The following is a 26,717-nucleotide window of genomic DNA, read 5'->3' as shown; positions in this document are numbered from 1 at the left end:
TCAGGCACCATCCTTCTCGGACGAGCTCAAGGCCTGGACGCCCGGAAGGGTCTTGCCCTCCAGGTACTCCAGCGACGCACCGCCGCCGGTGGAGATGTGCCCGAACTGAGAGTCCTCGAAGCCGAGGGTGCGCACAGCGGCCGCAGAGTCTCCACCTCCGACCACGGTCAGGCCGCGCGACTCGGTCAAGGCCTGGGCCACCGACCGGGTGCCGGCGGAGAAGGCCTCGAACTCGAAGACACCCATGGGGCCGTTCCAGAACACGGTGCGCGCCTCACGGATCTCCTGGGAGAAGGCCTCCGCGGTCTCCGGCCCGATGTCCAGTCCCATGGCTGAGTCACCGTGGGCACCGGTGGTCAATGCGTCCACCGGCAGTACCTCGTGCTCTGCATCCGCCGAGAACCCGGAGGCCATCACGATGTCGGTGGGCAGCACGATCCGAGCTCCACCCCCAGCGGAGCGCTTGAGGTAGTCCTGCACGACCTCCACCTGGTCCTCCTCCAGCAGCGAGGAGCCGACGTCGTGACCCTGTGCCTTGAGGAAGGTGAAGAGCATGCCTCCGCCGATCAGCAGAGTGTCAGCCCGGTCGATCAGGTTGTCGATGACAGCCAGCTTGTCCGAGACCTTCGATCCGCCCAGCACCACGACGTAGGGCCGCTCGGGTTCACCGGTCAGCTTGGAGAGGACATCCAGTTCAGTGGCCACCAGGGTTCCCTGGTAGGCGGGCAGTCGTGAGGCGATGTCATACACGGAGGCATGCTTGCGGTGGACCGCTCCGAACGCGTCGTTGACATAGGCCCCGCCCTCGCCCACGAGGGCCGCCATCTCATCGGCCAGGGTCGAGCGCTCGGACTCGTCCTTGGAGGTCTCGCGGGCATCGAATCGGACGTTCTCCAACAGCAGGACCTCACCATCCTGCAGTTCTCCTGCCAGGGCCTGAGCGGAGGATCCGGTGACGTCCTCGGCCAGCCGCACGGTCAGGTCACTGATCTCGGCGAGCCGATCTGCGGCGGGCCGCAGGGAGTACTGCGGGTCCGGCTGACCCTTGGGTCGGCCCAGGTGCGCCATCACGATCACCCGTGCGCCGGCCTCAGACAGGGCCCGGATCACCGGAAGAGAAGCACGGATACGTCCGTCGTCGGTGACAGTGCCGTTGTCCAGCGGCACGTTCAGATCGGAGCGGACCAGCACGGTGCGTCCATCGACACCGGCGGAGATCAGGTCTTCAAGGTTCTGGGAGCTCATCGTGGGATTCTCTTCTCGCAGCAGGGCCAGGTGGTGGGAATGCGACCACGGCCCGTGCGGACGATGTCCGCACGGGCCGTGGTCATGGGGTCAGAGCTTGGAGGCGACCAGAGAGGTCAGGTCCATGAGCTGGGAAGTGTAGCCCCACTCGTTGTCGTACCAACCGATGATCTTCACGGTCTTGCCGATCGACTTGGTCAGCGGAGCGTCGAAGGTGCAGGCGGCCGGGGAGGTGATGATGTCCGAGGAGACGATCGGATCCTCCGAGTAGACCAGGCGACCCTTCAGTCCCGCGGTCTCGGACGCCGCCTTGAACGCCGCGTTGACCTCCTCCTCGGAGGCTTCACGCTCCAGCTCGACGGTCAGGTCGGTGGCCGAACCGGTGATGACCGGCACGCGCATGGCGAACCCGTCCAGCTTCCCCTTCAGGGCCGGGAGGACCTCGCCGATGGCCTTGGCCGCACCGGTGGAGGTGGGCACCATGTTCTGCGCCGCGGCCCGAGCACGGCGACGGTCCTTGTGGTGCGGGTTGTCGTGCAGGTTCTGGTCGCCGGTGTAGGCGTGGATGGTGGTCATGATGCCGTCCACGATCCCGAAGGAGTCGTTCAGGACCTTGACCATCGGTGCCAGACAGTTGGTGGTGCAGGAGGCGTTGGAGATGATGTCCATCGAGGAGGCGTCGTACTCGACCTCGTTGATGCCCATCACGAAGGTGCCGTCGACGTCTTTGCCGGGGGCCGAGAGGATGACCTTCTTCGCACCGGCCTCGATGTGCTTGCGCGCATCCGGGCCCTTGGTGAACTTGCCGGTGCACTCGAGCACGATCTCCACGCCCAGCTCACCCCACGGCAGCTGACTCGGGTCCTTCTCCTGGAAGGTGCGGATGGTGACGCCGTTGGCCACGATGTTGCCGTCGACGACCTCGATGTCGTGGGCGTAGCGGCCCAGGATCGTGTCGTACTTGACCAGAAGGGCCAGGTCCTCTGGGTCGCTCAGGTCATTGATGGCCACGATCTCCAGATCGTGCCCCTCCTGCTCGATGACGCGCAGGGCGTTGCGTCCGATGCGGCCGAATCCGTTGATGGCGATCTTGGTCACTGTGAAGCCTTTCAGTGGGGCTGATGGTGCAGGACGTCGGGTCTGGAATCCAGGGTGCAGACTCGCTGAGGGCGGGCCGGTGGTGCCGACCCGCCCTCAGCGGAGGATCACAGGGTGATGAGCTTCTGGGCGCCGGTGCGTGCGGCCTCGAAACGGGCGGAGACGTCAGCCCAGTTCACGATGTTCCACACGGCCTTGACGTAGTCGGCCTTCACGTTCTGGTAGTCCAGGTAGAAGGCGTGCTCCCACATGTCCAGCTGGAACAGCGGGATGGTGGCGACGGGAACACCGTTCTGCTGGTCGTAGAACTGCTCGATGACCAGGTTTCCGCCGATCGGCTCGTAGGCCAGCACAGCCCAGCCGGAGCCCTGGATGCCCAGAGCCGCAGCGGTGAAGTGAGCCCGGAACTTCTCGAAGGAGCCGAAGTACTCGTCGATGGCTGCGGCCAGCTCGCCCTCAGGCTTGTCACCGCCGTCCGGGGAGAGGTTCTTCCAGAAGATCGAGTGGTTGGTGTGTCCACCCAGGTTGAAGGCCAGGTCCTTGGAGAGCTGGTTGATGGAGCCGAAGTCCTCGGCATCGCGGGCAGCGGCCAGCTTCTCCAGGGCCGTGTTGGCGCCCTTGACGTAGGTGGCGTGGTGCTTGGAGTGATGCAGCTCCATGATCTTCGCGGAGATGTGGGGCTCCAGTGCCGCGTAGTCGTACGACAGCTCGGGAAGGGTGTATTCAGCCATGGTTCCTCCTTGGTGGACTCTTCGGCTCGGGCCGACCTGTCACGGCCGAACCCGGTCAGGGTGGGCATCGAGCCCGGATGCGCCTGAAGGCGCACGGGGCAGAGCCATCACCTCTCATCCTAGGCAGAACGGGGGCCTGATGGTCCACCCGTTCCGCTGTCAGCGGGAATGTTCAGGAGACGTTCAGCTCTCCGGGTCATCGGCCGTCACAGCGGCGTCAGTCCCGGGCAGGCCCTCCTCGGCAGCCCGCTTGTCGGCCATGGCCAGCAGACGCCGGATCCGTCCGGCGATCGCGTCCTTGGTCATGGGCGGATCGGCGAGCCGCCCCAGCTCATCGAGGGAGGCCTGCTTGTGCTGGATCCTGAGTTCGCCGGCGTAGCGGAGGTGGTCCGGAACCTCTTCCCCCAGGATCTGCAGGGCACGTTCCACCCGTGCGCCGGCCGCGACGGCAGCCTGGGCCGAGCGGCGCAGATTGGCATCGTCGAAGTTGGCCAGTCGATTGGCGGTCGCGCGGACCTCTTTGCGGGTCCGACGTTCCTCCCAGACCAGGACGGTGTCATGGGCGCCCATGCGCGTCAGCAGAGCAGAGATGGCGTCTCCATCGCGGATCACCACCCGATCCACGCCGCGCACCTCGCGCGCCTTGGCCATGATCCCCAGGCGCCGGGCCGCTCCGCACAGGGCCAGTGCCGCCTCCGGACCTGGACACGTGACCTCGAGCGCGGAGGAGCGACCGGGCTCAGTCAGAGACCCGTGTGCCAGAAAGGCTCCGCGCCACACCGCCTCGGCGTCGCCGACCGAGCCGTTGACGATGGTGGAGGGCAGTCCGCGAACTGGCCGCCCCCGCACGTCCAGCAGGCCGGTCTGCCGCGCCAGTGACTCGCCGTCGCGAATGACGCGGATGACGTAGCGGTTGCCGCGGCGGAGGTTGCCGCCCGAGACCACGATGATCTCGCTGCCGTGGCCATAGACCTCCCCGATGGCCGCACGCAGTCGACGTGCCGTGGCGGCCTGGTCCAGCTCGGCCTCGATGACGATCCGGCCGGAGATGATGTGCAGGCCGCCGGCGAACCGGAGCATCGCCGAGACCTCAGCCTTGCGCTCAGAGGAGCGCTGCACGGCAACGCGTGCCAGCTCCTCCTTGACTGCTGTGGTCAGGGCCATGTGATTCGCCTCGCATATCGGGTCGGGTGATGGGGACAGTGAGCCTCACTGCGGAACGGTGGTGCCGCTCAGGAAGTGCCGAAGGCCTCCTGGAAGGCGACGGCGAGCCGCAGGGGGTCATGCACTGCACCACTGGATCCGGCCCCCACCTTACTAAACAGGACTCGGGCACCGAGCCGGGCGGAGGCCTCTTCGAAGGACTGGCGGTCACGCACGCTGCCCGGGTCGGCGATGATCACGTCCAGGGCGAGTCCGGGTGCCGTGGTGCGCAGGACCTCGAGGTGGTCTTCGGCGTTCATCCCCGTGGTCTCGGTGGTCTCGGTGGTGAGGTTCATCACCAGGGCCCGACGAGCCGGAGTGTTCACCAAGGCGTCCCGCTGTTCGGAGAGCATCAGGTGGGGCAGGACCGAGGTATACCAGGAGCCGGGCCCCAGGATCACCCAGTCAGCCAGTTCGATCGCCTCGAGGGCCTCCGGGCAGGCCGGAGCGTTCTCCGGTTCCAGCCGGATGTGCGACACCCGACCGTTTCGACCGGCCTCGGCCAAGGCCGCCTGTCCGTGGACCACCTGATGGCGCAGGGCCCCTGACTCCTCGGACAGGATCGTCCCGGACATCACCAGGGGGACAGTGGACATCGGCAGGACCTTGCCGCGGGCCCCCAGCAGAGCGCCGGCCCATCGCAGGCCGGCCACCGGGTCCCCGAGCAGTTCCCAGAGGGCCACGATGAGCAGGTTGCCCAGAGCGTGGTCATCCAGGGTCCCGTCCACCCCGTCTTTGGATCGGAAACGGTGCTGCATCACATCGCGCCAGGTGGTGCCCCAGTCCGTGTCATCGCACAGTGCCGACAGGGCCATCCGGAGATCCCCAGGCGGCAGCACGTCCATCTCCTGACGGATGCGTCCCGAGGAGCCGCCGTCGTCGGCCACGGTGACCACGGCGGTGATCTCCCCCGCAATCAGTCGCAGGGCAGACAGGGTGCCGTACAGTCCGTGTCCCCCACCCAGTGCGGTGACGCGCAGTGAGGGATCGTAGGGGTGCGTTCCGGAGGATCGGGGACGCGGACGAGTGGTGACCGGAAGCTGGCCGGTGAAATGGATGGTCATTCCCGCCCCATGTCCCGGTGCTGCAGGTTCACGGTGACGCGCGGCAGCTGGCCGAGTCGCCGTGCCAACTCGGCGGAGACGGCGACGGAACGATGCTTGCCGCCGGTGCAGCCCACTGCGATCGTGGCGTAGTGCTTGTTCTCTCGGCGGTAGCCCTCCAACACGGGCTGGAGCATGTCATGGAAGGAGCTGACGAACTCCTCGGTGCCGTCCTGGCCGAAGACGTAGGCGGCCACCTCCTCGTCCAGCCCTGTATGGGGCCGCAGCTCCGGCACCCAATGCGGGTTCGGGATGAACCTCACGTCGGCCACGAAGTTGGCGTCCTGGGGCAGGCCGTACTTGAACCCGAAGCTCATCACGTTCAGCCGCAGGACGATGGGCCCGTCCTCCGTGAACAGCTCGGTCACGGTCGTGGCCAGGGCGTGGACGTTCATCTCCGTGGTGTCGAGCACGAGGTCGGCCCGGTCCTTGAGCTCTTTGAGGAGGATCCGCTCTGCGGCGATCCCGTCCGGGATGCGGCCTGATCCCTGCAGGGGGTGTGGACGGCGGCCGGATTCGAAGCGACGCACGAGCAGCTCGTCCGCGGCGTCCAGGAACAGCACCCGGTACTCCACACCGTTGGTGCGGAACTGGGTCAGCGCCTCCTGGATGTGCTCGAAGAGCTTGCGCGAGCGGACATCGATCACCAGTGCCAGCTTCGGGATGGCCTCCGGTGATCGCGCCACCAGGTCCGCCAGGGTGCCGAACAGCTGCGGCGGGATGTTCTCCACCACGTACCACCCGTGGTCCTCCAGAGCGTGGGCGGCGGTGGTGCGGCCTGCCCCGGACATCCCAGTCACGATGAGCACTTCGGACCTGGGAGGCTTCACCGGTGTCAGATCCTCGTTCATGGTTCCAGCCTACCGATCCTCGGGACCCCCCGAAGACCCCGAGGTGAGGTGACGGTGGATGCTCTCCGCCAGCGCGGGACCCACCCCGGGCACCTGCTGGATCTCCTCCACTGTGGCGCCGCGAAGACGTTTGACGGACCCGAAGTGCTTGAGCACGGCGGCCCGGCGTGCGGGGCCGAGCCCGGTGACGCCGTCCAGGGCGGAGGCGGTCATCGACGTGGAGCGTCGCTGCCGGTGGAAGCTGATGGCGAATCGATGGGACTCATCGCGCAGGCGCTGCAACAGGTACAGCCCCTGGGAGGAGCGCGGCAGCACGAGGGGGAACTGCTCTCCCGGCAGCCACAGCTCCTCCAGGCGTTTGGCCAGACCGACGACCGGAAGGTCAGTGATGCCCAGATCCGCCAGCGCGCGGGCGGCCGAGGCCACTTGGGGCGGGCCGCCGTCGACCACCACCAGCGACGGCGGATAGGCGAAACGCCTGCTGGATGGCGCCCGAGCCGCGTGGCCCTCTCCGTCCGACTCGGATGCGCTCTGCTCCCCCACCGGTGCGTCGTCGTCGGGGTCCTCCGGGATCTGGCCGGAGGCCAGGGGGCCACGCTGCGCGAGGTCCTCCACATAGTGTCGGAACCGGCGGGTGAGGACATCGCGCATGGCAGCGGTGTCGTCCTGGGCGGCGTCCCCGGTCACCGTGAACTTGCGGTAGTCCTGCTTCTTGGGGAGCCCGTCCTCCACGACCACCATGGACCCGACGACGTTGGTGCCCGAGACGTGGGAGATGTCGTAGCACTCGATCCGCAGCAGCGGCTCCGGCAGCTCCAGGGCCTCCTGCAGCTCCTGCAGGGCCGCTGACCGGGCGGTGAGGTCACCGGAGCGCCGGGTCTTGTGCAGACGCAGAGCCAGATCGGCGTTCTCCTGCACCGTGCCCATCAAGGCCCGTTTGTCTCCGCGCTGGGGCACCCGCAGGCTCACGGCCGCTCCGCGCAGCCCGCTCAACCAGGTCTGGACCTGGTCGGCATTCTCAGGCAGCTGGGGCACCAGGATCTCGCGCGGGATCCGACTGGTGTCCTCCAGGGCGCCGTAGACCTGCTCCAGCAGCGCCTCGATCATCTGGGGACCTGAGGCGTCAGAGACCTTCTCCATCACCCAGCCGCGCTGGCCGCGGATCCGCCCCTCCCGCACATGGAAGACCTGGACGGCGGCCTCGAGCTCGTCCTCCGAGAGCGCGAAGATGTCCGCCTCAGTGGAGTCCGGCAGCACCACGGCATTGCGCTCGAAGACGCGTCTGAGGGCGGCGATGTCATCCCGACGCCGGGCGGCGTCCTCGTACCGCAGATCGGCCACGGCCTCGGACATCTCCTGCTCCAGACGCCGGATGTGCTTCTGCGCATCCCCGGCCATGAAGTCGCAGAAGTCCTGAGCCAGTGCCCGGTGGTCCACCTCGCTGATCCGACCCACGCACGGTGCGGCGCACTTGTCGATGTAGCCCATCAGACAGGGTCGGCCGGAGAGCTCGGCGCGGCGGAACACTCCGGAGGAGCAGGAGCGCACGGGGAAGACCCGCAGCATCAGGTCCACGGTCTCGCGGATCGCCTTGGCTGGGTGGAAGGGACCGAAGTACTTCACGCCCTTGCGCTTGTCCCCGCGCATCACCATCACCCGGGGGTACGTCTCGTTCATGGTCACGGCCAGGTACGGGTAGGACTTGTCGTCCCGGTACATGATGTTGAACCGCGGCGCATACTCCTTGATCCAGGTGTACTCCAGCTGCAGCGCCTCCAGCTCCGAACCCACCACGGTCCACTCCACGGCCGCGGCGGTGTGGACCATGGTGCGGGTCTTGGGGTGCAGCCGTGACGGGTCGGCGAAGTAGGAGGTCAACCGAGAGCGCAGGCTCTTGGCCTTGCCCACGTAGATGACGCGCCCGTCCGGGTCGCGGAAGCGGTAGACGCCTGGCTGGGTGGGGATCTCCCCGGTCTTCGGGCGGTAGCTGGACGGGTCGGTCATGCCTGAGACGAGGAGCTGTTGTACTCATCCACCCGCTCCTGGCCGGTCAGCACGGCGATCGCGTCCATCACCTGGGCCGTGGCGTCGCGGCGGACCGGCAGCGGGTGCTTGCGCCCGAGATGTTCGAACTGGAGGGGTTCGCCCACGGTGACGGTGAAGTGCCGCGGTCGGAAGCCGTTGGAGCCGGGAGGCTGCAGCTGTTCGGTGCCGATCAGCCCCACGGGGACCACGGGGACGCCGGTGGCCAGGGCCAGCCAGCCCACGCCCGTGCGCCCTCGGTACAGACGACCGTCCCTGCTGCGCGTGCCCTCGGGATAGATGCCCACTCCCTGTCCGTCCTCGACCAGCTCCACGAGCCGGTCCAGGGCGGCCACCGATGCCGCCTGCTCTCCTCGTTGAACGGGGATGGAGCCCACGGACTCGAAGAACTCCTTCATCACCCAGCCCTTCACACCGGACTGGGTGAAGTACTCGGCCTTGGCGAAGAAGTGCACCATCCGCGGCATGGTGGCCTGGATGATCACCGAGTCCAGGAAGGACAGGTGGTTGGAGGCCACGATGAACCCGCCCTCAGTGGGCACGTTCTCCAACCCGGTCACGGTGGGCCGGCAGGTGGTCTTCAGGGCCAGTCGGAATCCGGTGCGCAGTGCAGGGCTGGTCATGACACCCCATTCTGCAGTGTCCTGCACACGGTGGGCAGATCCACCGGGTCGGAGCACAGGGCCGTGGCGGACTCCAGCTCGCCGGGAGCGGAGAATCCCCAGGTCACGCCCACACTGGGCAGGCCGTGGTGCTCGGCTCCGTCCAGGTCATAGTGCCGGTCCCCCACCATCACCACATCGATCACGGGGCGTGCCTGGTCTCCGGTGGACCTCCCGACGGCGGCCAGGGCCTGGGCGATCGCCTCCACCTTGGTGCCGTGGGCAGGCAGGGGCGCCTGCTCGTCGTCGGAGGCGCCGCAGACGGCGTGGAAGACGTGGTCCAGCCCCTGCAGGGCCAGCAGGCGACGCGCAGCGGACACGGGCTTGGAGGTGGCCACGGCCAGGACGTGGTCCTGGGCCAGGTCCTCCAGCGCCTGAGGGATCCCGGGGTAGGGGCGGCTGGCGGCCATGCCGGTGGCCCAGTATGCGGCCCGGTAGTCCCGGATCAGCGTGGACACGTTCTGCTCGGTGACGCCGTCCAGGTTGAGCAGGCCGGTGCGCAGCGGTGGGCCGACGAGGGAACGCAGCTGCTCCGGCGTGGGGGTGGGCAGACCGTGCCGGACCAGAGTGGCGGCGATGCCCCCGGTGATGGAGCCGGCCGGGTCCACCAGGGTTCCATCCAGGTCCAGCAGGATCACCGGCCGACCGTCCACCGCCCCGCTCTGGTCCAGTTCCACCGATCTCACAGGATCTCCGCCAGGAACCGTCCGGTGTGGCTGGCCTCCACCCGGGCGACCTCCTCCGGTGTGCCGGTGGCCACGATCCTGCCGCCGCCGGAACCGCCCTCCGGACCGAGGTCGATGAGGTGGTCTGCGGTCTTGATGACATCCAGGTTGTGCTCGATGGTGATGACGGTGTTGCCCTTCTCCACCAGTCCGTTGAGCACGTCCAGCAGCTTGCGGATGTCCTCGAAGTGCAGACCGGTGGTGGGCTCGTCCAGCACGTAGACGGAGCGGCCATTGGAGCGGCGCTGCAGCTCGGTGGCGAGCTTGACCCGCTGGGCCTCGCCGCCGGAGAGCGTGGTGGCCGGCTGGCCCAGCCGCACATAGCCCAGTCCGACGTCCACCAGGGTGTTGAGGAAGCGGGAGATCTTCGTGTATGCGGAGAAGAACTCGGCGGCCTCCTCGATCGGCATGTTGAGCACCTCGGCGATGTTCTTGCCCTTGTAGTGCACCTCCAGGGTCTCCCGGTTGTACCGGGCCCCTTCGCACACCTCACAGGGGACGTAGACGTCCGGCAGGAAGTTCATCTCGATCTTCAGGGTGCCGTCACCGGAGCACGCCTCGCAGCGACCGCCCTTGATGTTGAAGGAGAACCGTCCGGGCTGGTAGCCGCGCACCTTGGCCTCGGGCGTCTCGGCGAACAGCTGCCGAATGGCGTCGAACACGCCGGTGTAGGTGGCCGGGTTGGACCGTGGCGTGCGTCCAATGGGGCTCTGGTCCACGTGCACCACCTTGTCCAGGTGCTCGAGTCCCTCCACGCGCCGGTGCCGCCCGGGCACGTGGCGGGCGTTGTTGAGCTGATTGGCCAGGACCTTGTACAGGATCTCGTTGACCAAGGTGGACTTGCCTGAACCGGAGACACCCGTGACCGCGGTGAACACGCCCAGGGGCACCTCCACCGAGACATCCTGCAGATTGTTCTCCCGGGCCCCGACGACGGTCAGCTTCCGTTCCGGATCCAGCGGCCGGCGCTGGGCCGGGACGGGGATGGAACGTCGTCCGGACAGATAGTCGCCGGTGATGGACCGCTTGTTCTTCTTCAGACCGGCCAGGGACCCGGAGTGCACGATCTCTCCACCGTGCTCGCCGGCGCGGGGGCCGATGTCCACGATCCAGTCCGCCTCGGCGATGGTGTCCTCGTCATGCTCGACCACGATCAGGGTGTTGCCCAGGTCGCGCAGGCGCAGCAGGGTCTCGATCAGGCGCCGGTTGTCCCGCTGATGCAGACCGATGGAGGGCTCGTCCAGCACATACAGCACTCCCACCAGGCCCGAGCCGATCTGGGTGGCCAGACGGATGCGCTGGGCCTCACCGCCGGAGAGGGTGCCGGCCGGGCGCTCCAGGTTCAGGTAGTCCAGTCCCACGTCCAGCAGGAAGTGCAGGCGGGCCAGGATCTCCTTGAGGACCTGATCGGCGATCTGCAGGTCCCGCTCGCTCAGGTCCAGCCCCTCCAGGAAGTCGATCATCTCCGGCATGGGCAGGTTCGAGGCCTCGGCGATGGAGCGTCCACCGACCAGCACGGAGAGCGAGGTGGGGTTCAGCCGGGTGCCGTTGCAGGCCGGGCAGGGGATCTGCCTCATGTAGGACTCGTAGCGGTCCCGGGCCTGATCGGACTCGGTCTCCAGGTGCTTGCGGTGGATGTAGTCCACCACGCCCTCGAACCCCTGCGTGTACTTGCGCTCCCTGCCGAAGCGGTTGCGGTACTGGACCACCACCTTGTAGTCCTTGCCGTGCAGGATCGCGGTGCGGGCCGTCGTCGGGAGATCCTCCCAGGGCGTGTCCATGGAGAAGCCGAGCTCCTCGGCCAGACCGGACATCAGGCGCTGCCAGTACTCCGAGGTGGACTTCCCCATGGACCAGGGCGCCACGGCGCCCTCGCTCAGGGCGAGCTCCGGGTTGGGGACCACGAGCTCCTCGTCCACCTCCAGACGGGTGCCGATGCCGGTGCAGGTGGAGCAGGCGCCGAAGGGGTTGTTGAAGGAGAAGGAGCGCGGCTCGATCTCATCGATGGTCAGCTGGTGGCCGTTGGGGCAGGAGAGCTTCTCCGAGAACGAGCGGTAGCGCGGGGTGCCCTCGGCGTCCACCGCATCCCATTCACCACTGTTGGCCTTGCCGGGATCCACCTGGGCGTCCACGTCCACGAAGTCGATCACCACGAGGCCGTCGGCCAGCTTCAGGGCGGTCTCCACGGAGTCGGTCAGCCGCTGGCGGATCCCCTCCTTCATGGCCAGGCGGTCCACGACGACGGCGATGGTGTGCTTGACCTGCTTCTTCAGCTTCGGCGGATCGGAGAGCTGGATCTGTTCGCCGTCCACGATCGCCCGGGAGAAGCCCTGGGTCGCCAGCGAGGAGAACACGTCCACGAACTCGCCCTTGCGGCCGCGGGCCACCGGGGCCAGCACCTGGAAGCGGGTGCGTTCGGGCAGGGCGGTGAGCTGGTCCACGATCTGCTGCGGGGTCTGGCGCGAGGCCGGCTCGCCGCATTCAGGACAGTGCGGGACGCCGATGCGCGCCCACAGCAGCCGCATGTAGTCGTACACCTCGGTGATGGTGCCGACGGTCGAACGCGGGTTGCGGTTGGTGGACTTCTGATCGATGGAGACCGCTGGGGAGAGCCCCTCGATGAAGTCCACGGCAGGCTTGTCCACCCGGCCCAGGAACATGCGGGCATAGGAGGACAGTGACTCGACGTAGCGACGTTGCCCCTCGGCGAAGATGGTGTCGAACGCCAGGGAGGACTTGCCCGAACCGGACAGTCCGGTGAAGACCACCAGCGAGTCCCGGGGGATGTCCAGGTCCACGTTCTTCAGGTTGTGTTCACGGGCCCCCTGGACGACGATCCGATCCGGATCGATGCTCTTGCCGCCGGACGCCGGACCTGAGGCGAGGCCGCGTCCCCGCCCCGACGTCTGGGCGGCTCCGCGGTCAGCGGTGGAGGTGCGGGCGGTGGACGGGGATGACTTCTGACGGGATGCGGACACGCCCTCCACTGTATTCCAGCACCCCTGTCGAAGTCATGTTCGAATCCGGTGGATCCGGCATCTTCCCGGGCGTGCTTCGCGCAGGGCGGAACAGCGTCAGCGCGGTCCGCCAGAGCCGAACACGGACTCTAGCTGCCGGACCGCCTGAGCGCGACTGAATCCCAGGGATCGTGCCCGTTCGGCATACACCTGGGCGGCCTCCAGCAGGTGCCGACGCGACTCGTCTCCATTGTGGGCCACCACCGTGCCCAAGCGAGGCCGTGCCGTGACCACGCCGGCCTGCTCCAGCTCCTTGTACGCGCGCGCCACGGTGTTGGCGGAGACGCCCAGGCCCGAGGCCAGCGCCCTCACCGTGGGAAGCCGCGTGCCCACGCCCAGCCGCTGCTGCTGGATCAGCTCGAGCAGACCGGTGCGCACCTGTTCGAAGGGCGGGACCGTGGAGTTGGTCTTGATCGTCAACGCGTTCAGAAGCCAGACCGGGATCTCCGTGGTGGTCATCTCTCCGGTCCTCCTCCAGGCGGCACCCGCACCACCTGGCGCGAGCAGGGCAGTCAGTCCTGCCCAGTCTAAAGAGGTTTCGCCTTCAGGCCAGAAACAGATGCCAGCAGTCGGTGCTCTCTTGCCCCCGGGCAGGTGTGCGTCCCTAGACTGTCCCCCATGCCCACAGCTTCCTCAGCGATCCAGCTGCTCCATGACCTGCCCCGTGTGACGATCCGTCAGCGCTCGGTCTCGGAGATGGACAACAACGTCTACCTCATCACCTCCAAGACCTCCGGCGTGCAGGTCTTGATCGACGCGGCGGCTGAAGCTCCCGCGATCGGCGAGCTGATCGAGTCGGCGCGTGAGGACACCCCGTGCGCACTGCGCCTGACCACCGTGATCACCACCCACCGGCACTGGGACCACATTCGGGCATTGGCCGAGGTGGTGGAGCAGACCGGTGCCGGCACCGCCGCCGGCGTGGACGACGCTGAGGCGATCACCGAGGAGACCGGCGTGGCCCAGAAGGGTCTGCTGCAGCACGGCGACACCGCCACCTTCGACGGGATCAGCCTGCGCGTGGTGGGCCTGCGCGGACACACCCCCGGCTCTGTCGCCCTGGTCTACGAGCCGGAGGACGGGGCACCGATCTGCTTCAGCGGCGACTCCCTCTTCCCCGGAGGGGTGGGCAACACCCAGCAGGACCCCGACCGGTTCGCCTCACTGTGGACCGATGTGAAGGAACGCCTCTTCGACGCCTACCCCGATGACACCGTGGTCCATCCAGGACACGGCGCCTCCACCACCCTGGGCCAGGAACGTCCCCACCTGCAGGAGTGGCGCGAGCGGGGCTGGTGACCCGGCGATCCTGGCGCCGCGGCGGATGGTCTCCGCCCGCCCACTAGGCTGGCAGGGATGCTCCTCACCGACCTGCTTCCCCTGCCCCATACCGACGACACCGGCACCGATCCCACCATAGGCACCCCCGAGCCCGATGCGGTCTACGATGCCTTCCTGCACTGGACCCGGCAACGGGAGATCACGCTCTATCCGGCCCAGGATGAGGCGGCCATGGAGCTGGTCCAGGGCCACCACGTCATCCTGGCCACCCCCACCGGGTCGGGGAAGTCGCTGGTGGCCGTGGCCGCCCATGCCCACGGGCTGGCCATCGGACGTCGCAGCTACTACACCGCGCCGCTGAAGGCCCTGGTCTCGGAGAAGTTCTTCGCCCTCGTCGAGATCTTCGGCGCGCAGAACGTGGGGATGGTCACCGGGGACTCCTCGGTCAACGGGGATGCGCCGATCATCTGCTGCACCTCGGAGATCCTGGCCAACCTGGCCCTGCGCCAAGGGTCGGGCCTGGAGGTGGGACCGGTGGTGATGGACGAGTTCCACTTCTACGCCGACCCGCAGCGTGGCTGGGCCTGGCAGGTCCCCCTGCTGGAGCTGCCCCAGGCTCAGTTCCTCCTGATGAGCGCCACCCTGGGTGACACCACCCGCTTCGAGAAGGACCTGCAGGAGCGGACCGGACGCACTGCTGTCACCATCGCCCACGCCGAACGGCCCATCCCGCTGAGCTATGAGTGGTCGGAGCAGCACGTGCAGGATGCGGTGGAGGAACTGGTCACCACCCACCAGGCACCGGTCTATGTGGTCCACTTCTCCCAGCTGGACGCCGTGGAACGAGCCCAGTCCCTGTCCTCCCTGTCGATCGCCACGCGGGAGGAGAAGGACCGCATCGCCGAGCGCATCGCCGGGTTCCGCTTCTCAGCCGGATTCGGCAAGACCCTGAACCGACTGGTCCGCGCGGGCATCGGCGTCCATCACGCCGGCATGCTGCCCAAGTATCGTCGCCTCGTCGAGCGGCTGGCCCAGGAGGGCCTGCTCAAGGTCATCTGCGGCACGGACACCCTCGGGGTGGGCATCAACGTGCCCATCCGCACCGTGCTGATCACGGCACTGAGCAAGTTTGACGGCGAACGCACCCGCCTGCTCAATGCCCGCGAGTTCCACCAGATCGCCGGTCGAGCCGGACGGGCCGGATTCGACACCGCCGGCACCGTGGTGGTCCAGGCCCCGGAGCACGTGATCGAGAACGCCCGAGCCCAGGCCAAGGCCGCCGCGAAGTTCGCCGGGGTCAAGGACGAGGCCGAACGGGCCAAGCGGATGAAGCAGTCCACCAGGTCCTCACCCAAGAAGACACCACCCCAGGGGTTCGTCTCCTGGGGCCGGGCCACCTTCGAGAAGCTGACCACCGCCGAGCCCGAGGCCATGTCCAGCCACATGCGCGTCAACCATTCGATGCTGCTGAACATCCTCGAGCGGCCCGGCGATCCGGTCATCGCCGTCCGACGGCTGCTGCGCAGCACGCACGAGACCCCTGCTCGGCAGGCGGCCCTGATGCGACGTGCTCTCGGGATCTTCCGTGAACTGCTGGCCACCGGCGTGGTGGAGAAGCTCCCCCAGCCCGATCCCGAAGGCCGCACGGTCGAGCTCACGGTGGACCTGCAGCCGGACTTCGCCCTGAACCAGCCGCTCTCCCCCTTCGCGCTCGCGGCCTTCGAGCTGCTGGACCCGGCAGATCCGGAGTACGCACTGGACATGGTCTCGATCATCGAAGCCACCCTGGATCCGCCACGCCAAGTCCTCTCAGCCCAGCTCAAGAAGGCCAAGGGCGAGGCCGTGGCGGCCATGAAGGCCGAGGGCATGGACTACACCGACCGGATGAACGCGCTGGACGAGATCACCTACCCCCAGCCGCTCGCCGAGCTGCTGGAGCAGCAGTTCGAGGTGTACCGAGCGCAGGCACCGTGGCTCAACGACTTCGAGCTCTCCCCCAAGTCGGTGGTGCGCGACATGTTCGAACGGGCCATGGGCTTCACCGACTACGTGAACTTCTACGGGATCGCCCGGTCCGAAGGCGTGCTGTTGCGCTACCTGACCGATGCCGTCAAAGCCCTGCGCCAGACCATCCCCCAGGACGCCCGCACCGAGGAGATCGACCTCATCCTGAGCTGGCTGGACGAGATGGTCAAGCAGACCGACTCCTCCCTGCTCGAGGAGTGGGAGGACCTGCTGGCCGGGGACATCGACGAGCTGAAGAAGGACCATGAGGCCCTCGAGCCCCCTGCTCCCCCACGCCTGACCTCCAACGTCCCCGTGTTCACGGTGATGGTGCGCAACGCCATGTTCCGGCGGGTGCGCCTGTTCGGTGACGAGCAGGACCGGGCCCTGGCCGAGCTGGACGCGCCCGACGGCGGCCCCTCACGGAACGCGGTCTTCTCACCGGATGACTGGGCGGACGCGATGGACGGCTACTTCGGTGACTACGAGGACATCGACGATGGGCCCGCGGCCCGCGGTCCGCAGTACTTCCGGGTCAACACCACGCCATCGCCGGAGCCGGGAGGCGGCGTGCCCGAGGGCGTCACCGGTCAGCGTTGGTGGGCGGTGCGGCAGATCCTGGTGGATCCGGAGGGCAATCTGGACTGGGGCATCAACGCCATGGTGGACCTGGACGCCTCGGACGAGTTCGCCCGTCCGGTCATCCAGGTGGTCTCCGTGGGCGCACCTGAGGCAGGCTGGGCGCTATGAGCCCTCAGCACAGCGAATTCCTCCCCGGCGATCCCCGAGGATTCGCCGATCCCACCGCGGCTGCGCATCGTGTCGGTCATCAGGACCGTCTCCTGGACGGCACCGCGATCACCGATCACTGGTTCGAGCTGCCCCTGGACCACGCTCACCCGGCGGGGAGGACGATCACCGTCTATGCCCGTGAGTACGTCCATGCCGACCACGCCGGGTCCGCAGTCTCCCCCGGGCATCAGGATCTGCCCTGGCTGCTGTACCTGCAGGGCGGGCCCGGCGGCCAGGGCGTGCGCCAGGCGCGCTTGGGCGGATGGATGAAGGAGGCCGCCCAGCGCTTCCGCATCCTGATGCTGGATCAGCGCGGAACGGGCCGTTCCACCCCGGTGACACGCCAGACCCTCCCGGCAGAGGGCAGCCCAGCACAGCAGGCCGACCACCTGGCGCATTTCCGGGCGCCCTCGATCGTCCAGGACGCGGAGATGATCCGCCGTGCCCTGGGGGCCGACCCCTGGACGGTGTTCGGCCAGAGCTTCGGCGGATTCTGCACGCTGAGCTACCTCTCCTGGCACCCGGAGGGCATGGCCCGTGGCCTGATCACCGGCGGACTGGCTCCGCTGGACGGAGCCGCCGACCGGGTGTACCGAGCGACCTACGCACGCATGAGGACCCGCAGTGAGCAGTTCTTCTCGGCTCACCCGCAGGACCGAGACCAGCTGGCTCGGGTGTACCGACGTGCCCGGACCGGCTTGGAGGTGCTGCCCGACGGCTCACCGGTCACCGTCGGTCGGGTGCAGATGCTCGGCATGCTCCTGGGCGGGAACACCCGGATGGACCAGCTGCACTATGTCCTGGAGCAGGCCTTCGCCGACGGCTCCACCGATCCCGGTTCAGACCGGGAGACCGCGCCGGAGGACCGGCCGCTCTCGGACGCCTTCCTGCACCTGCTCTACCAGCAGGTCAGCCGGGCCGCCAACCCGCTCTACCTGGTGATGCACGAGTCGATCTACGCCCAGTCGGCCGAGATGACCCACGGACGGGAGGCCACCGGCTGGGCAGCCCAGCGAGTCCTGGCCGAGCACCCGGACTTCGATCCGGACCGGGCCGAGACGCCGTTGTTGACCGGGGAGATGGTGTTCGACTGGTACCCGGAACTGGATCCGGCCCTGCAGCCGATGGCCGAGGTCACCGAGCTCCTGGCCCAGCGCACCGCCTGGGGCCCCCTCTATGACCTGCAGACCCTCGAGGTCAACACCGTTCCGGTCGCTGCCGCAGTGTACACAGACGATGTCTATGTGGACCGAGACCTGTCCCTGGAGACCGCCGGACGCGTCCGCGGCCTGCAGGTCTGGGAGACCGATGAGTACCACCATGACGGCATCGGCGACGACGGGCCGGCCATCCTGCGGCGCCTGCTGGAGATGACCGAGTCCTGACCCACACACAGAGACCCCATTGAGACGGCACAGGCCCCGGAGCGCGAGCTGCACTCCGGGGCCTGAACGGCAGGCGGTGGGTCAGACCTGGGGACCGCCGCGGTCCACGATCTGCTGAGAGACCGGCGCCGACTGCCCGGTCGCCTGAGCGGAGGCCAGGCGCGTCTCATGGGCGGTGCGGATGATCCGGGAGTAGCTGTCCTTGTGGTCGATCAGCTCGTCCCGGAACTTCTGGGGCACCTGCTCGGCGGCCTGGGTCCACTTGTCCATCAGGGCCTCGGCCTCGCGGCGGTCCTGCTCCGGGGACTCCTCGGCCAGCTTGGTGTAGCGGAAGGAGTAGCGCTCGGCGTTCTGCAGCGCCCGCAGGGCCTGTCCCTTGGGGCTGGAGAGCGAGACCACCACGGTGATCGCCAGGATGCCGACGACCACGAGCAGGGACATGGTGGTCGGAATGGTCTGGACCGGAACGTTCTCACCGTTGTTGATGAAGGGCAGGTTGTTGTCGTGCAGGGCGTGCAGCACGAGCTTAACGCCGATGAAGGCCAGAATGGCCGCCAGACCGTACGAGAGGTACACGAGGCGATCCAGCAGACCATCGATCAGGAAGAACAGCTGGCGCAGTCCCATCAGCGAGAACGCGGTGGCGGTGAAGACGATGTACGCCTCCTGGCTGACGCCGAAGATGGCGGGGATGGAGTCGAAGGCGAAGAGGATGTCGGTGGCGCCGATGGCCACCATGACCAGCAGCATCGGGGTCATCACCCGCTTGCCGTTCTCCCAGGTGAAGAGCTTGTCGCCGTCGTACTTGTCCGAGGCCGGGAGGATCTTCTTGGCCAGGCGGACCATGATGTTGTTCGCCTCGTCCTCGGAGTCGTCGTCATCGCGCAGCTCGCTGCGGAGCTGCTGACCGGCCACGAGCAGCAGGAACAGGCCGAAGAGGTAGAAGACGTCGGACCAGGCCTGGATGATCACCGCGCCCAGCAGGATGAAGGCGGTCCGGGAGATCAGGGCGAAGGTGATGCCGAACAGCAGCACCTTCTGCTGGTACTCGCGCGGCACCTTGAAGGAGGCCATGATGATGAGGAAGACGAAGAGGTTGTCCACACTCAACGCCTTCTCCAGGATGTAGCCGGTGTAGTACTCCACCGCATGCTGGGTGTCGCCGAAGGCGAAGAAGACGAGGCCGAACAGCAGGGCGATGCCGACGTAGATGGCGGACCAGATGGCCGCTTCCTTGATCGTCGGGATATGCGCCTTGCGCACGTGGAAGATGTAGTCGAAGGCGAGCAGGCCCACGATCAGTGCGATCGTGATACCCCAGGTGAGACCGTTGATCTCCATAGGCTGACAGACTTTCCGTGAAGAGGGTCCGGCTGTGCCTCGGTGCGCCGCCCCACGGATGGACATCAGGGCGAAGTGCACAGAGACACCCGGTCGGGTGTGTGCCGCAAGTCTCTCCGCCCCACTGTCCGCCGTTGCGTCCAGTGCTGGCCCCTGCGCCCGGCTGACCGCCGCCTCTCGGCTCGGCCCGCGTGCTGACGTCCGCAGTGTTCGGGATACTCCCCTACGCCGTGGGAAAGTCTACAGCCTGATCTGCGGGCCGCCTCGGACCGCCACCGCACAGAAACACTGATACTGAGGGATTATCAACTGATCTGCCAGAGCCAGAGCAGCAGCACGCCACCGGCGGCCAGCCCCCACGAGGTCAGCGAGCCCACCAGGAACTCCTCGGCGCGGCCACCTCGGCGACGGTCGGCGGAGATCTCCGGGAACCGCACGATCCCCTTGGCGGCCATCAGCGCTCCGATGATCCCTTCGGCGCCGGCCAGCGCCAGGCCGAAGACGAGGATCCGCTCCATGGGGCCGATGTACCGCCCTCCCTTGAGTTCGAGCTCCTCCTCGGAGCCGGAATCACCCGCGTCGGACGCCACCGCCGGGGGCGCGTCGGCATCAGCACGACCGGCCAGAGAGAGCACCGATCTGGTGATCCTGTTGCCGGACTCCGTCAGGAACAGCACCACCACGGCCCCAGCCGCCAGCACCGGGACGCCGGACGTCCCTCCCATCCGCCCGGCCAGCACATCCACCAGGGTCGAGACGGCCAGGATGGCCGACAGGACCGCGCCGGCCGATCTCCACCGCTCCTGCGTCCAGCCCCAGCCCACCATGACGGCCGCTCCCACGGCGGCCGGGAGCAGCCCGAGCGGGCCCATCAGCACGCCGCAGATCACCGCGACGACGGCCGTCACCACCACCTGGACCGTCACTCGGGCGGCCACGCGCCATGCCGGACGGGCGTGCAGGAATCCGCGCAGCAGCACGTCCAGCAGGTCATGGGCAGCGACAGCCGCCAGGATCACGAGGGTGAAGGAGATCGTCACCGGCCCCGCTCCTCTCGTGGAACCTCACCCAGCAGTCGGTCGGCCTCCAGCAGGTGAGCTCCTCCAGAGCGGTGGACCGCCTGCGAGACAGCGGACTGGGAGACCCCCTCCTGCTGCGCCGCCTCGGTCTGGGTCAGTCCGTCCAGCAGATGCCCGAGCAGTCGGCGTTCCCGGGCCTTCAGCCGCCCCACCACGTGATCGCGCAGCAACAGCTGAGCATTCAGCGACGCGGTCAGCTCCGGCGCGGGTCCGACATAGGCGGTGGCCAGTCCGGACGGCCGGTGCGATCCAGCGGCCTCGTCGACGGCTTCCCGAGCCCGGTACCAGGCCGTCCCCTCCAGGATGTCCCCCTCGGCACGTCGCTCGACCACGCGCAGCTCTCCCTCACCGAGCCCGTACCGCAGCACGACATTCTCGGGCAGGAACACGGCGACCCGCAGCGTGGCTCTCAAGGCGTCCTGCCAGGTGCGGTAGACCGCCTGGAACTCATCCCCCACCGTCGCCCAGCCACCCTGGAGGGGACGCACAGCCTGCTCGGCTCGCGCGAACGCCTCGTGGATCCGCTGTTGGGCGGACGCGCGGTCGGCCAGCTGTCGCGAGCCCACGATGTCGGCCACCAAGGCCACTGCCGGGCGGTTCTGCTCTGTCATGAGCTGGACAATACCACTGATACCGTCCCAATATCAGCACTTTTGTCAGGCGTGGCCTTCACGCTTGATCTGGCGCAGCTCCTTCTTCAGCTCGGCCACTTCATCGCGGATGCGCGCCGCCAGCTCGAACTGGAGGTCGACAGCGGCCTGGTGCATCTGGGCGCTCATCTGGGCGATGAGGTCCTCCAGATCCTTGGCTGGAAGCGCAGCCAGGTTCGCCGCGCTGGCCGGCGTGCCGCCGCCGTCGTGGTCCTGGCTGTCTGCGGCACCCGCCGCGGCCGCCTTGGCCCGCTGCTCATCGGTGATGGCTGCGGTGTATCCGCGCTTGCCGGCCCCGTACTCGAAGCCGACCTTGATCCCGCCCATGCCGCCGAGCAGGTCAGCGGTGTCCGCGTCCTCGCGCGCCAACTGATCGGTGATGTCGGCGATCCGCTTGCGCAGCGGCGTGGGATCGATCCCGTGCTCCTTGTTGTACGCCTCCTGGACCTCGCGCCGGCGGTTGGTCTCGTCGATCGCCAAGCGCATGGAGTCGGTGATCCGGTCGGCGTACATGTGCACCTGACCGGAGACGTTGCGGGCGGCACGGCCGATGGTCTGGATCAGCGAGGTGGAGGAGCGCAGGAAGCCCTCCTTGTCCGCATCCAGGATGGCGACCAGCGAGACCTCCGGCAGGTCCAGGCCCTCCCGGAGCAGGTTGATGCCGACCAGGACGTCGAAGGTCCCCTTGCGCAGCTCACGCAACAGCTCGACGCGTTTGAGGGTGTCCACGTCCGAGTGCAGGTACTGCACCTGCACCCCGTGCTCCAGCAGGTACTCGGTCAGGTCCTCGGCCATCCGTTTGGTCAGGGTGGTGACCAGCACCCGTTCGTCCTTCTCCGTGCGGACGCGGATCTCCTCGAGCAGGTCGTCGATCTGACCCTTCGTGGGCTTGACCACCACCTCGGGGTCCACCAGCCCGGTGGGACGGATGATCTGCTCCACCACACCGTCGGCCTGGGCCAGCTCGTACTTGCCCGGGGTGGCGGACATGTAGACGGTCTGGCCGATGCGCTCCAGGAACTCGTCCCACTTCAGCGGACGGTTGTCCATGGCCGAGGGCAGACGGAAGCCGTGCTCCACCAGAGTGCGCTTGCGGGACATGTCCCCCTCGAACATGGCGCCGATCTGCGGAATGGTCACATGGGACTCGTCCACCACGAGCAGGAAGTCGTCCGGGAAGTAGTCCAGCAGACAGTGCGGGGCCGAGCCGCGGGGGCGGCCGTCGATGTGCAGGGAGTAGTTCTCGATCCCGTTGCAGTAGCCCATCTGCTGCATCATCTCGAGGTCGTAGGTGGTGCGCATGCGCAGCCGCTGGGCCTCCAGGAGCTTGTTCTGGGACTCCAGCTCCTGCAGCCGTTCGCGCAGCTCGTCCTCGATCGAGGTGATGGCCCGGTGCATGCGCTCGTCGCCGGCCACATAGTGCGAGGCCGGGAAGATGTACATCTCCTCCTCGTCCCGTACCACCTGGCCGGTGAGCGGGTGCAGGGTCTGGATGGAGTCGATCTCGTCCCCGAAGAACTCGATCCGCACCGCGAGCTCTTCGTACATGGGGATGATCTCCACGGTGTCCCCGCGCACGCGGAAGGTGCCGCGGTGGAAGTCGGTGTCATTGCGCACGTACTGCATCTTCACGAACTGGCGCAGCAGATCGTCCCGGTCCATCTGCTGGCCCCGCTGGAGGGTGACCATCTGCTCGATGTACTCCTCGGGGGTGCCCAGACCGTAGATGCAGGAGACGGTGGCCACCACGACGACGTCACGCCGGGTGAGCAGGGCATTGGTGGCTGAGTGCCGGAGACGTTCGACCTCTTCGTTGATCGAGGAGTCCTTCTCGATGAAGGTGTCCGTCTGCGGGACGTAGGCCTCCGGCTGGTAGTAGTCGTAGTAGGAGACGAAGTACTCGACGGCGTTGTTCGGCAGCAGCTCGCGGAACTCATTGGCCAGCTGGGCGGCGAGGGTCTTGTTCTGCACCATGATCAGCGTGGGCCGCTGGACCTGCTCGACCAGCCAGGCCGCGGTGGCGGATTTGCCGGTGCCGGTGGCGCCCATCAGGACGACGTCCTTCTCCCCGGCGTTGATCCGCTCGGCCAGTTCGGTGATGGCTTTGGGCTGGTCTCCGGAGGGCTGGAACTCCGAGACGACCTCGAACGGGGCCACCACACGGTTGATCTTCTGGGCGAGGCTCATGTCTCTACGCTACGCCGCAGCCGTGGTGGTGGCCCCGTTCAGGGGGTAATTTCTCAGCCGGCGGACGGCTCCGGCTCGGGCTGCTCTCCGCGGAGGACCGGTTCCACGTAGGCCTCCCAGAACCGGCCGGTGGTGCGGATGAGATCCTCCAGTCCGGCATCGTTGACGATCACCACATCCGCTGCGGCGCGCCGCTGTTCGTCCGTGGCCTGCGCGGCGATGCGCGCCCGTGCCTCGTCCTCGTCCATCCCCCGGTCCCGGACCATGCGGGCCACGCGCTCCTCAGCGTCGGCCAGGACCACCAGGACGAGGTCGTACAGGGATGCCTGACCGGTCTCCACCAGCAGGGGCACGTCCTGCACCACCACGGCCTCCGGTCCGGCCTGCTCCACGACCCGTCGCCCTTCGGCGCGCACCAGCGGGTGGATGATCGCGTTGAGCCGCTCTCTCGCGTCGGCGTCTGAGAAGACCAGTCGAGCCACGGCGGCACGGTCCATCTCACCATCCGGGCCGATCACCTGCTCTCCGAACTCCTCCCGCACGCGAGCCAGGCCCGGAGACCCGGCGGCCACCACAGCCCGGGCGATGGCGTCGGCGTCCACCACCACGGCGCCTCGCCGAGCCAGCTCAGCGGCCACGGTGGACTTGCCGGAGGCGATGCCACCGGTCAGGCCGATGTGCAGCCGTGGGCGTGGGCCGCTCTCAGGGTGTTCCTGTGGCGACTCAGACATGGTCCACCGCCGTCGAACCGGCGCCGGACGCCTCGCGCAGCACCGGAGAGACATGCTCGTCCCAGACGCCTACGACCTGGCTCCGCAGCTCGTCCAGGCCAGCGTCGTTGACGATCACCACATCGGCCAGCTGACGACGCTCCTCGTCGGTGGCCAGGCTGTCGACGCGGGTCCAGGCGTCCTCGCGGCTGATGCCGAACTCCTCGATCATGCGATCGACCTGGGTCTCAGCCGGCGCCTCGACCACGACGACGAGATCGAAGTGCGGGGCCTGACCGGTGGCCACCAGGTCACGGATGTCCTGGACCACCACGGAGTGCTGTCCGGCCTCGCGGCCGCGCACACGCGCCTCCTGGCGCACCAGCGGCAGCACCAGGTCGTACAGACGGGCCCGGGCGGTCTCGTTGCCGTTGGCCAGGTCCTGGAGTGCCAGCAGGTCGATCGAGCCGTCCTCGGCCTGGATGCTGTCACCGAAGATCCGCACGACCTCCTGGTGGGCTTCGGTGCCCGGCCGCAGCACGTGCTGCCAGATCTCGTCGGTGTCCAGCACCACGGCGCCGAGCTCGCGGAAGACCTCGCCCACGGTGGACTTGCCGGCCGAGAGCCCACCGGTGAGGCCGACCTGGAGGACCGGCTGGCCCTCCTGCTCGCGCTGCCAGTGCCAGGTGCGCGGCTGATGGGTGTCGTGCTCGGGCTCGGTGCCGAGCTGGTACTCGGGACGGATGACGAAGTCCTCGACGGCGGAGGCATCCTCCTGGGCGCGGCGATGGTACTCCTCCGCCGGGAGGACGCGCTTCCACTGACGGGTGCGCAGCGGACGCGCCGAGCCGGCATCCTCACGCAGGGCCTGCAGCAGCAGGATGCACTGCATGCAGGAGAGGAACATGACCGGTGCACCGATCACGATGATGACCTCCTGCAGCGCGTCCAGGCCCTGCTCGCCGGAGGTGGTGAGGATGGCGGTGCAGACGGCGCCGACGGCCAGTGCCCAGAAGATGCGCTGGCGACGCGGTGCCTCGTCCTCATGGCCGTTGGCCATGGCGTCCATCACCAGCGCACCGGAGTCGATCGAGGTGATGAAGAAGACCGTGATGATGATCAGGGTGACGACGGCGATCACACTGAAGGCCGGGAAGGACTGCAGGAACTGGAACAGGGCGGCCTGCGCGTTCCCCTCCTCCACGATCGTCTCGGTCAGTGACCCGGCCGTGCCCTCAGCCCGGTCGATCCGGAAGGCGTTGTAGCCGTAGACCCCCATCCAGACGATGACGAAGGCGGTGGGCAGGCCGATGGTCGCGGCCACGAACTCGCGGATGGTGCGACCCTTGGAGATGCGAGCCACGAACATGCCCACGAATGGTGCCCAGGTGACCGTCCAGGCCCAGTAGAAGACCGTCCAGTCGCCGGACCACTCACCGTTGCCGAAGGTGTCGTTGAAGAAGGACAGGGCCGGCAGTGCGGCGATGTAGGCACCGGCCGACTCGACGATGCCGCGCATGGTGTTCATCGTGGCGCCGAACATCAGCACGAAGACCATCAGGGCGATGGCCAACACGATGTTGATGTAGGACAGGCGCTTCACACCCTTGTCCATGCCGACCAGCACCGAGGCCAGGCCTACGGCCGTGATGACGGCGATGATCGCTGCCTGGATCCAGCCGGCCATCGGGATGCCGTAGACGTAGGACATGCCGCTGTTGATCTGCATGGCGCCCAGGCCCACGGAGACCGCGAGGCCGAACACGGTGGCCACGATGGAGATGATGTCGATCAGCTTGCCCCAGGGGCCGTGGATGCCGTCGCCCAGCAGCGGCTGGAACGCGGAGGACACGCGCGGAGGCAGCTTGCGCTTGTAGGTGAAGTAGCCGAAGGCCAGGCCCGGGACGATCAGCATGCCCCACATGTGCACGCCGAAGTGGAAGTTGGCGATCGACATGGCCTCGGTGGCCGCCCGGTCGCTGGCCGGCTCGGTGCCGTACAGCGGCGGGTTGGCGAAGTGGTTCATCGGCTCGGCCACACCCCAGAACATGAGCACAGCGCCCACGCCGGCGGCGAACAGCATGCCGAACCAGGCCAGTCCGCTGTACTCCGGCACAGCGTCGTCGTCGCCGATCTTGAGTCGCCCGTAGCGGCTGATGGCCAGTCCGATGGCGAAGATCACCAGGAAACTGGCGGCGAGGGTGAAGTACCAGCCGGCGTCGTAGCGGAGGAATCCGGCGGCCTCACCGAAGAAGGTGCGGACCTCGACCGGGAAGATCCCCATGGCGGCGGTGAAGAGGATGATGACGGCTGCCGACAGGAAGAAGATGGGTGCGCTGGTGCGCAGCCCGAGCATGTTGTGCAGTCTCGTGAGCATGTGCGAGTGCTTCCGGGTTGACGGGGATCCGCCCCATGACGGACCCTGTGCGCGGTGGGCACGATCACCTAGGCTACCGGGGACCGGCCGACCAGCGCAGATCGGAGGGTCAGCAGGGCGCCCGATGTTACCGAACCGTAGTCTTCTGGTCTGTGGAGGTCTGCCCTGTCAGCCCAGGCCCCTGACCTCTCTAGAGTGGTGTGCATGGTCTCCGACTCCCCCACTCCTCACGG

The 26,717-nt window shown here is 67.7% G+C and carries 20 protein-coding genes; 3 read left to right on the top strand and 17 right to left on the bottom strand.

Annotated features, from left to right (window positions below; translation table 11 throughout):
* The 11 genes from ACEXHE_RS02530 to ACEXHE_RS02480 all read right to left on the bottom strand — a co-directional run bounded on the left by ACEXHE_RS02530 (position 1) and on the right by ACEXHE_RS02480 (position 13,137).
* Entirely contained in the window at positions 1 to 1,245 is a 1,245-nt protein-coding gene (locus tag ACEXHE_RS02530) for a phosphoglycerate kinase (protein ID WP_374784594.1), read from the bottom strand.
* A gap of 90 nt (positions 1,246 to 1,335) precedes the next feature.
* The gene (gene gap, locus ACEXHE_RS02525; RefSeq protein ID WP_374784593.1) at positions 1,336 to 2,343 is read right to left on the bottom strand and encodes a type I glyceraldehyde-3-phosphate dehydrogenase; all 1,008 of its coding nucleotides are present in this window, start codon (positions 2,341 to 2,343) and stop codon (positions 1,336 to 1,338) included.
* A gap of 107 nt (positions 2,344 to 2,450) precedes the next feature.
* Positions 2,451 to 3,074: a superoxide dismutase gene (locus tag ACEXHE_RS02520; protein ID WP_091696999.1), complete on the bottom strand. Its 624-nt coding sequence runs from the start codon at positions 3,072 to 3,074 to the stop codon at positions 2,451 to 2,453.
* 183 nt (positions 3,075 to 3,257) lie between these two features.
* Positions 3,258 to 4,238: a DNA-binding protein WhiA gene (gene whiA / locus ACEXHE_RS02515; protein ID WP_260061402.1), complete on the bottom strand. Its 981-nt coding sequence runs from the start codon at positions 4,236 to 4,238 to the stop codon at positions 3,258 to 3,260.
* Positions 4,239 to 4,306: 68 nt separating this feature from the next.
* On the bottom strand, positions 4,307 to 5,341 hold the full coding sequence (gene yvcK / locus ACEXHE_RS02510; RefSeq protein WP_374784592.1) for a uridine diphosphate-N-acetylglucosamine-binding protein YvcK: 1,035 nt from the start codon (positions 5,339 to 5,341) through the stop codon (positions 4,307 to 4,309).
* Positions 5,338 to 6,231 carry an RNase adapter RapZ gene (gene rapZ, locus ACEXHE_RS02505; protein ID WP_091697006.1) on the bottom strand — a complete coding sequence of 298 codons (894 nt, stop codon included), beginning with the start codon at positions 6,229 to 6,231 and terminating at the stop codon, positions 5,338 to 5,340. Before rapZ ends, yvcK begins: the two co-directional genes overlap by 4 nt.
* A 9-nt stretch (positions 6,232 to 6,240) precedes the next feature.
* Positions 6,241 to 8,235 carry an excinuclease ABC subunit UvrC gene (uvrC, locus tag ACEXHE_RS02500; protein ID WP_374784591.1) on the bottom strand — a complete coding sequence of 665 codons (1,995 nt, stop codon included), beginning with the start codon at positions 8,233 to 8,235 and terminating at the stop codon, positions 6,241 to 6,243.
* Complete coding sequence (locus tag ACEXHE_RS02495) at positions 8,232 to 8,897, bottom strand: 1-acyl-sn-glycerol-3-phosphate acyltransferase (RefSeq protein ID WP_091697012.1); 666 nt, start codon at positions 8,895 to 8,897, stop codon at positions 8,232 to 8,234. Before ACEXHE_RS02495 ends, uvrC begins: the two co-directional genes overlap by 4 nt.
* Positions 8,894 to 9,613 carry an HAD hydrolase-like protein gene (locus tag ACEXHE_RS02490; protein ID WP_374784590.1) on the bottom strand — a complete coding sequence of 240 codons (720 nt, stop codon included), beginning with the start codon at positions 9,611 to 9,613 and terminating at the stop codon, positions 8,894 to 8,896. The genes ACEXHE_RS02495 and ACEXHE_RS02490 overlap by 4 nt, the downstream gene beginning before the upstream one ends.
* Before the next feature lie 5 nt (positions 9,614 to 9,618).
* Entirely contained in the window at positions 9,619 to 12,513 is a 2,895-nt protein-coding gene (gene uvrA, locus ACEXHE_RS02485) for an excinuclease ABC subunit UvrA (RefSeq protein WP_091697139.1), read from the bottom strand.
* Between the two features lie 222 nt (positions 12,514 to 12,735).
* Positions 12,736 to 13,137, bottom strand: coding sequence for a GntR family transcriptional regulator (locus tag ACEXHE_RS02480; protein ID WP_374784589.1), 402 nt, complete (start codon positions 13,135 to 13,137; stop codon positions 12,736 to 12,738).
* A 159-nt stretch (positions 13,138 to 13,296) separates the two neighbouring features.
* Here ACEXHE_RS02480 and ACEXHE_RS02475 point away from each other — a divergent pair, with 159 nt between their 5' ends.
* From ACEXHE_RS02475 to ACEXHE_RS02465, 3 genes are read left to right on the top strand one after another with little or no spacing between them, the layout of a single operon-like run.
* The gene (locus tag ACEXHE_RS02475) at positions 13,297 to 13,977 is read left to right on the top strand and encodes an MBL fold metallo-hydrolase (protein WP_374784588.1); all 681 of its coding nucleotides are present in this window, start codon (positions 13,297 to 13,299) and stop codon (positions 13,975 to 13,977) included.
* Between the two features lie 57 nt (positions 13,978 to 14,034).
* On the top strand, positions 14,035 to 16,713 hold the full coding sequence (locus tag ACEXHE_RS02470) for a DEAD/DEAH box helicase (protein WP_374784587.1): 2,679 nt from the start codon (positions 14,035 to 14,037) through the stop codon (positions 16,711 to 16,713).
* Complete coding sequence (locus ACEXHE_RS02465) at positions 16,710 to 18,140, top strand: alpha/beta fold hydrolase (RefSeq protein WP_374784586.1); 1,431 nt, start codon at positions 16,710 to 16,712, stop codon at positions 18,138 to 18,140. Before ACEXHE_RS02470 ends, ACEXHE_RS02465 begins: the two co-directional genes overlap by 4 nt.
* Before the next feature lie 81 nt (positions 18,141 to 18,221).
* On the opposite strand, the gene ACEXHE_RS02460 is transcribed toward ACEXHE_RS02465, so the two are convergent.
* The 6 genes from ACEXHE_RS02460 to coaE (ACEXHE_RS02435) form a co-directional block, all read right to left on the bottom strand.
* The gene (locus ACEXHE_RS02460; protein WP_374784585.1) at positions 18,222 to 19,481 is read right to left on the bottom strand and encodes a TerC family protein; all 1,260 of its coding nucleotides are present in this window, start codon (positions 19,479 to 19,481) and stop codon (positions 18,222 to 18,224) included.
* A gap of 305 nt (positions 19,482 to 19,786) precedes the next feature.
* The gene (locus ACEXHE_RS02455; RefSeq protein ID WP_374784584.1) at positions 19,787 to 20,521 is read right to left on the bottom strand and encodes a hypothetical protein; all 735 of its coding nucleotides are present in this window, start codon (positions 20,519 to 20,521) and stop codon (positions 19,787 to 19,789) included.
* Positions 20,518 to 21,171 carry a SatD family protein gene (locus tag ACEXHE_RS02450; RefSeq protein ID WP_374784583.1) on the bottom strand — a complete coding sequence of 218 codons (654 nt, stop codon included), beginning with the start codon at positions 21,169 to 21,171 and terminating at the stop codon, positions 20,518 to 20,520. The genes ACEXHE_RS02455 and ACEXHE_RS02450 overlap by 4 nt, the downstream gene beginning before the upstream one ends.
* A gap of 45 nt (positions 21,172 to 21,216) precedes the next feature.
* A complete protein-coding gene (gene uvrB / locus ACEXHE_RS02445; protein WP_091697035.1) occupies positions 21,217 to 23,397 on the bottom strand; it encodes an excinuclease ABC subunit UvrB in 2,181 nt (726 codons plus the stop codon).
* A 53-nt stretch (positions 23,398 to 23,450) separates the two neighbouring features.
* The gene (gene coaE / locus ACEXHE_RS02440; RefSeq protein ID WP_091697038.1) at positions 23,451 to 24,128 is read right to left on the bottom strand and encodes a dephospho-CoA kinase; all 678 of its coding nucleotides are present in this window, start codon (positions 24,126 to 24,128) and stop codon (positions 23,451 to 23,453) included.
* A complete protein-coding gene (gene coaE, locus ACEXHE_RS02435) occupies positions 24,121 to 26,484 on the bottom strand; it encodes a dephospho-CoA kinase (RefSeq protein WP_374784582.1) in 2,364 nt (787 codons plus the stop codon). Before coaE (ACEXHE_RS02435) ends, coaE (ACEXHE_RS02440) begins: the two co-directional genes overlap by 8 nt.
* Positions 26,485 to 26,717: the final 233 nt, after the last annotated feature.

The organism is Micrococcus sp. IITD107, assembly GCF_041927415.1.
In the GTDB taxonomy this organism is placed as follows: domain Bacteria; phylum Actinomycetota; class Actinomycetes; order Actinomycetales; family Micrococcaceae; genus Citricoccus; species Citricoccus terreus.
Note: the sequence above shows the minus strand (reverse complement) of the source record. Positions and strands in the feature narration are given on the sequence as shown.